Origin of the sequence: Patulibacter sp., assembly GCF_030655195.1 — a bacterium.
Lineage (GTDB): Bacteria > Actinomycetota > Thermoleophilia > Solirubrobacterales > Solirubrobacteraceae > Patulibacter.
Window position 1 is genome coordinate 1 of sequence record NZ_JAURWA010000093.1, and the last position, 6791, is coordinate 6791.

Annotated in this window: 5 protein-coding genes; 4 read left to right on the plus strand and 1 reads right to left on the minus strand. The window is 73.2% G+C overall.

Translation table 11 applies throughout. The features are described 5' to 3' along the window. The first annotated feature begins 174 nt into the window (after positions 1–174). Both Q7T67_RS09790 and Q7T67_RS09795 read left to right on the plus strand, forming a co-directional pair. Positions 175–1251, plus strand: a complete 1077-nt coding sequence (locus Q7T67_RS09790; RefSeq protein ID WP_304788536.1) for an SDR family oxidoreductase — start codon at positions 175–177, stop codon at positions 1249–1251. Between the two features lie 179 nt (positions 1252–1430). Continuing rightward, a complete protein-coding gene (locus tag Q7T67_RS09795; RefSeq protein WP_304788538.1) occupies positions 1431–3485 on the plus strand; it encodes a protein meaA in 2055 nt (684 codons plus the stop codon). A 117-nt stretch (positions 3486–3602) separates the two neighbouring features. Here the strand turns inward: Q7T67_RS09795 and Q7T67_RS09800 are convergent, their stop codons facing one another. Continuing rightward, positions 3603–4091 (minus strand): Lrp/AsnC family transcriptional regulator, encoded by a 489-nt coding sequence (locus Q7T67_RS09800; RefSeq protein ID WP_304788540.1) that lies wholly within the window; start codon positions 4089–4091, stop codon positions 3603–3605. Positions 4092–4176: 85 nt separating this feature from the next. Here Q7T67_RS09800 and Q7T67_RS09805 point away from each other — a divergent pair, with 85 nt between their 5' ends. Next, the gene (locus Q7T67_RS09805) at positions 4177–5583 is read left to right on the plus strand and encodes a cystathionine beta-synthase (protein ID WP_304788542.1); all 1407 of its coding nucleotides are present in this window, start codon (positions 4177–4179) and stop codon (positions 5581–5583) included. Beyond that, positions 5580–6719 (plus strand): PLP-dependent transferase, encoded by a 1140-nt coding sequence (locus Q7T67_RS09810; protein WP_304788544.1) that lies wholly within the window; start codon positions 5580–5582, stop codon positions 6717–6719. The genes Q7T67_RS09805 and Q7T67_RS09810 overlap by 4 nt, the downstream gene beginning before the upstream one ends. Positions 6720–6791: the final 72 nt, after the last annotated feature.

Consider the following 6791-nt stretch of genomic DNA (forward strand, 5'->3'; position numbering starts at 1 on the left):
CCCCCCCCCCCCCCCCCCCGACGACCCGGCCGCAAGGCGGACTCGGGCCGCCGAGGACCCGCGCTCCCGGCCGCGTGCCCCGTACGACGCCCGTCGCCCGGGTGCCCGGCCGCGCCGCGGGTAGCGTCCGTCCCAGTCGACGCGCCTCCCCCGGCGCGAGAGAGGTGGTCCCCAGTGTCCGAACCCGAGATCCCCGTCGCCCTCGTCGTGGGCTCCAGCGGCATCACCGGCGGCGCGATCGTGCGCCTGCTGGCCGACCGCGGCGGCGAGGTCGTGGGCCTGGCCCGCCGGCCCGGCGAGGCGCCCGCCGGGACCCGGACCGTCGCGGGCGACCTGCTGGACCCCGAGGGTCTCGCGGCCGCGCTGGACGGGATCGCGCCGACGCACGTCTTCTACACCTCGTGGTCCAAGCGCGACACGGAGGACGAGAACCGCGAGGTCAACACCGCGATGATGCGCAACCTCTTCGCGGCGCTCGAGCCCGCGGGGAGCGTCCGGCACGTCGCCCTGGTGACCGGCCTGAAGCACTACCTCGGGCCGTTCGAGGCCTACGGCACGGGCGAGGTGCCCGACACGCCGTTCCGCGAGGAGGAGCCGCGTCTCGACGTCGCGAACTTCTACTACGACCAGGAGGACGAGCTCTTCGCCGCCGCGGAGCGGATGGGGAGCACCTGGAGCGTCCACCGGTCGCACACCGTGATGGGCTTCGCCGTCGGCAACGCCATGAACATGGGCCTGACGATCGGCGCGCAGGCCGCGCTCTGCCGCGAGCAGGACCGGCCGTTCGTCTTCCCGGGGTCCGACGCCCAGTGGAACGGCGTCTGCGACGTCACCGACGCCGACCTCCTCGCGGAGCACATGGTCTGGGCGGCCACCTCGCCCGCCGCCGCCGACACGGCGTTCAACGTCGTCAACGGCGACGTCTTCCGCTGGCGGCACCTGTGGCCGCGGATCGCCGAGCACCTCGGCGTCCGGCCGGAGGGCTTCGAGGGCGAGCCGCGACCGCTCGAGCAGCAGATGGCGGGACAGGAGGAGGCGTGGGCCGCGATCGCCCGGCGCGAGGGCCTCGTCGAGCCCGACCTCTCCCGCGTGGCCTCCTGGTGGCACACCGACGCCGACCTGGGCCGGCCGTTCGAGGTCTTCGCCGACATGGGACGCAGCCGCGACCTGGGGTTCACCGGCCACCGCCGCACGGAGGAGTCCGTCCTCCGCGCGCTGGACCGCTACCGCGAGGCCCGCATCCTGCCGTAGGACGCGACCGTCGCGCCCCGGTCGGGAGGCCCGAGACCCGCGTGGTCCCGTCCGCCGCGCGGCGTCCCGGCGCTCCGGCGGACCCCCGGGGTGCCTCCTCCCGGGGCGGTTCCTACCCCGCGTAGGTCCGCGCGGGCTCCGCACGCCCCCGGGGGCGGGATGCGTCATACACTCCCGGGATGACCAGCCCACGCCTGCCGAAGCCGGACCGTCCCTGGCTCATGCGGACCTACGCCGGCCACTCGACGGCGAAGGCGTCCAACGAGCTCTACCGGGGGAACCTCGCCAAGGGCCAGACCGGCCTGTCGGTGGCGTTCGACCTGCCGACGCAGACGGGCTACGACCCCGACGACACGCTCGCGCGGGGCGAGGTCGGCAAGGTCGGCGTCCCGGTCTCGCACATCGGCGACATGCGGGTCCTCATGGACGGCATCCCGCTCGAGACGATGAACACGTCGATGACGATCAACGCGGTGGCCGCGTGGATGCTCTCGATGTACATCGTCGCCGCCGAGGAGCAGGACGCGGACACGGATCCCGAGGAGGTCCAGCGCCGCCTGCAGGGCACCACGCAGAACGACATCATCAAGGAGTTCCTGGCGCGCGGCACCTACGCGTTCCCGCCCGGTCCCTCGATGCGGCTGATCGCGGACATGATCGCCTACACGGTCGAGCACGTCCCGAAGTGGAACCCGATCAACATCTGCAGCTACCACCTGCAGGAGGCCGGGGCCACGCCGGTCCAGGAGATCGCCTACGCGATGTCCAACGCGATCGCGGTCCTCGACGCCGCCGCGGAGCGGGTCGACCCGTCGGTGATGCCGAAGGTCTTCGCCCGCATCTCGTTCTTCGTCAACGCGGGCGTGCGGTTCATCGAGGAGCACGCGAAGCTCCGCGCGATGGGCGTCCTGTGGGAGGCCCTGGGTCGCGACCGGTACGGGATCACCGACGAGAAGGCCCTGCGGTTCCGCTACGGCGTGCAGGTCAACTCGCTCGGCCTGACCGAGGCGCAGCCGGAGAACAACGTCCAGCGCATCGTGCTCGAGGCGCTCGCCGTCACCCTGGGCCGCAACGCCCGTGCCCGCGCGCTGCAGCTGCCGGCCTGGAACGAGGCCCTCGGCCTGCCCCGCGCCTGGGACCAGCAGTGGGCGCTGCGGATCCAGCAGGTCCTCGCGTTCGAGACCGACCTGCTCGAGTACCCCGACATCTTCGAGGGCTCCGTCGTCATGGAGGGCCTCGTCGAGGAGCTGCTCGAGGGCGCCCGGGCCGAGATGGCCGTCGTCGCCGAGCACGGCGGCGCCGTCGAGGCCGTCGACTACATGAAGAGCTCGCTCGTGGAGAGCCACCGCGAGCGGATCGCCCGCATCGAGAAGCACGAGCTCACCGTCGTCGGCATCAACAAGTACACCGAGACGGAGCCCTCCCCCCTCACCGCGGCGGGCGACGGCGGCATCATGACCGTCGACCACGCCGTCGAGGAGCAGGCCAAGACCGCGCTGGCCGAGTGGCGCGCCGGCCGCGACCAGGTCGCCGTGGACGCCGCGCTCACGCGCCTCGCCGAGGTCGCCGCGAGCGACGAGAACATCATGCCCGCGTCGATCGACGCCGCCCGCGCGGGCGTCACGACCGGCGAGTGGGCCAAGACGCTGCGTGCCGCCTTCGGCGAGTACCGCGGTCCCACGGGCGTCGGCGAGGCCGCGTCCACGACGGACCGCTCCGCGGAGCTCGAGCAGGTCCAGGCCGAGGTCGAGCGGGTCTCCGAGGCGATGGGCCGCCGGATCAAGATCCTCGTCGGCAAGCCGGGCCTCGACGGCCACTCCAACGGCGCGGAGCAGATCGCCGTGCGCGCCCGCGACGTGGGCATGGACGTCGTCTACGAGGGCATCCGCCTGACGCCGGAGCAGATCGCCCGTTCCGCCGAGCAGGAGGGCGTGCACGTCATCGGCCTGTCGATCCTCTCCGGCAGCCACCTCGAGCTGATCCCGGCCGTGATCCAGGAGCTGCGCGACAAGGGCGTCGAGGTGCCCGTCATCGTCGGCGGGATCATTCCCGAGGCCGACGCGCAGCCGCTGGCCGACGCGGGCGTCGCGGGCGTCTACACGCCGAAGGACTTCGACATCTCGGTGATCATGGCCGACATCGTCCGGATCGTCGCCGAGGCCAACGGCGTCCTCGACGAGGCCGACGTCCCCGCGCCCACCGGCGGATCGATCGAGGCCGGCGCCACCGGCTGAGCGGCGGGCGCCCGGGGCCGGGGTCCGGAGCGGGCGCCCCGGGTCAGATCCGCCACGGCGGTCCGCGGCCGGGGCCCCGACGCGGCGGTCCGTGGCGGACCGTCCGCGGATCGCGGGTCAGCCGGCGTCCACGGACCCGAGGACCCCCGGCCCCCGGGTGTGCTCGTAGACGAGCGACGTCTCGGCGTGGGCGACGGCGGGATGCGTGGTCAGGTGGTCGACCACGAACCGCCGCAGGTCCTGGGTGTCGGTGGCGGCCACCCACACGAGGTAGTCGATCTGCCCCGTGACGTGGAAGACCATGAGGACGCCCGGCAGCGCGTTGATCGTCTCGGTGAACCGCTGGATCTGCTCGCGGTCGTGCGCGGCGAGGCGCACCGCGACGACCGCCTGGAGCGGGCGCCCCAGGGCGGCGAGGTCGACCTCGGCGTGGAACCCGCGCAGGACGTCGCGCTCGCGGAGGCGGGCCACCCGGGTCAGGCACGTCGAGGGCGCGATCCCGACCTGCTCGGCGAGAGCGGCGTTCGAGATCCGCGCGTCGGCGGCGAGGGCCTCGACGATGCGGCGGTCGACGTCGTCCAGGGATGCGCTCGGGGAGATGGCCATGTCGCCGTCGATCCTACGGCCTGGTGATCCTTCGGGTTCGCCGCCTTTCTTCCGAAGATCGTTCGGCGTCGAGTACGATGAGGGAATGAACGCGTCGACACGGACCGGGACGTCGCTGATCCCGGACATCAAGGACTCGATCCTCGACGCCATCGGCGGCACGCCGCTGGTCCGGCTCAGCCGCATCGGCGCCGACCTGAACCCGCAGCTCGTGGCGAAGGTCGAGTACCTCAACCCCGGCGGCTCGATCAAGGACCGCGTGGCGATCGCGATGATCGAGGCGGCCGAGCGCGACGGGCTGCTGCGCCCCGGCGGCACGATCGTCGAGCCCACGTCGGGCAACACCGGCACCGGCCTGGCGATCGCGGCGCGGCTGAAGGGCTATCAGGTGATCGCGGTGATGCCGGACAAGATGTCCCGCGAGAAGATCGACCTGCTTCGCGCCTACGGTGCCCAGGTCGTCGTCTGCCCCACGAACGTCGAGCCGGACGACCCCGAGTCCTACTACTCCGTCTCCGACCGCCTCGCCGCCGAGATCCCCGGGGCGTTCAAGCCCAACCAGTACGCCAACGCGGCCAACCCCGCCGCGCACTACGCGTCGACCGGACCGGAGATCTGGGAGCAGACCGGCGGGCGCATCACGCACCTGGTGGTCGGCGTCGGGACCGGCGGCACGATCACCGGCACCGCCCGGTACCTCAAGGAGCAGAGCCCGGACCTCGTCGTGGTCGGCGCGGACCCGGTCGGCTCGATCTACGCCGCACCCACCGAGGACGACGTGAAGGGCTACCTCGTCGAGGGCGTCGGCGAGGACTTCTGGCCCACCACGTTCGACCCGTCGATCGTCGACCGGTGGGTGCGCGTCAGCGACCGCGACTCGTTCCTGACGACGCGCCGCCTGGCGATGACGGAGGGGATCCTCACCGGCGGCTCCTGCGGCACGGCCGTGCACGCCGCGCTCGAGGTCGCCGCGACCATCGACGACCCCGACGCGCTGGTCGTCGTGATCCTGCCCGACGGCGGTCGCTCCTACCTCAGCAAGATCTACTCCGACACGTGGATGACCGAGTACGGGTTCCTCGAGCGCACCGGCGAGGAGTCCGTCGGCGACGTCCTGCTGCGCAAGCACGACGACACCCTCCCGTCGCTCGTCACGGTCCGCACCGACCAGCCCGTCCGGGAGGCCGTCGCGCTGCTGCACGAGCACCGCGTCTCCCAGCTGCCCGTCGTCTCCGCGCACGACGGTCGGGCCGTCGTCGGGTCGATCGGCGAGCGCGGCGTGCTGAAGCGGGCCGTCGGCGATCCTGACGCCCTGGACGCCCGCATCGTCGACGTGATGGAGGTGCCGTTCCCAGCCGTCTCGGCCGGTGACCCGGTCCGCGAGGCGGTCGAGCTGCTGTCGGGCGACCGGCAGGCGCTGCTCGTCACCCGCGAGGGCCGCCCGGCGGGCATCCTGACCCGCGCGGACCTGCTCGAGGCGCTGGCCCGATGAGCGCGTCGACGCCGGACCCCGCAGGATCGACCCCGCACACGGCCCCGGCCCCGGGCGTCGCCCCGACCCGGGACGCGCTCGCGACCCGCGTCGTGCACGCCGGGCTGGACCCCGACCCGACCTACGGCTCGGTCATCCCGGCGATCCACCAGACCTCGACGTTCCGGCAGCCGCGGGTCGGCGAGTTCGTGGGCGACTTCGACTACGCCCGCAGCGCCAACCCGACCCGGGCGGCCCTCGAACGTGCGCTCGGCGACCTGGAGGGCGGGCACGGCTCCGCGTTCTCCTCCGGCATGGCCGCCACGCACGCCCTGCTGACGGCGATCTGCTCCGCCGGCGACCACGTCGTCATCCCCGGCGACCTCTACGGCGGCACGTTCCGGCTCGTCGACAAGGTCCTGACGAAGTGGGGCCTCCAGTACACGATGGTCGACCAGACCGACCTCGACGCCCTGGCCGCCGCGGTCCGCGACGACACCCGGCTGATCTGGGTCGAGACCCCGACCAACCCGCTCCTCAACGTCGTCGACGTCGCAGGCGTCGTGGCGCGGTCCAGGAACGCGTTCGTGGCGGTCGACAACACGTTCGCCACCCCGATCAACCAGCGGCCGCTCGAGCTCGGCGCCGACGCGGTCGTGCACTCCACGACGAAGTACCTGGCCGGTCACTCCGACACGGTCGGCGGTGCGGTGATCACGGCGTCGGAGGAGCACCACGACCAGGTGCGCTTCGTGCAGAACGCGATCGGTGCCGTCCCCGGGCCGTTCGACACGTTCCTCACCCACCGCGGGCTGCGCACCCTCGCGCTGCGGATGCGCGCCCACGCCGAGAACGCGGCCGTCGTCAGCGCGTTCCTGCGCGACGTCCCCGGGGTCTCCGACGTCCGCTGGCCCGGCTTCAGCGGGATGGTCAGCTTCCGCCACGCCGACGCCCGCGGCATCGCGGAGCGCACGCGGGTCTTCACCCTGGCCGAGTCCCTCGGCGGGGTCGAGTCGCTGATCGAGGTGCCCCAGGCGATGACCCACCAGTCCGTCGAGGGCTCCGACGCCGCGGTGCCGGCCGACCTCGTCCGGCTGTCGGTCGGCATCGAGGACGGCGCCGACCTGGTCGAGGACCTGCGGCGGGCGATCGGCTAGGCGCCCGGGCACCGCCGGGCACCGCGGCCACTGTGCCCGGCGGCCAGGCTGCCCGGCGGCCGGCCTGCCCGG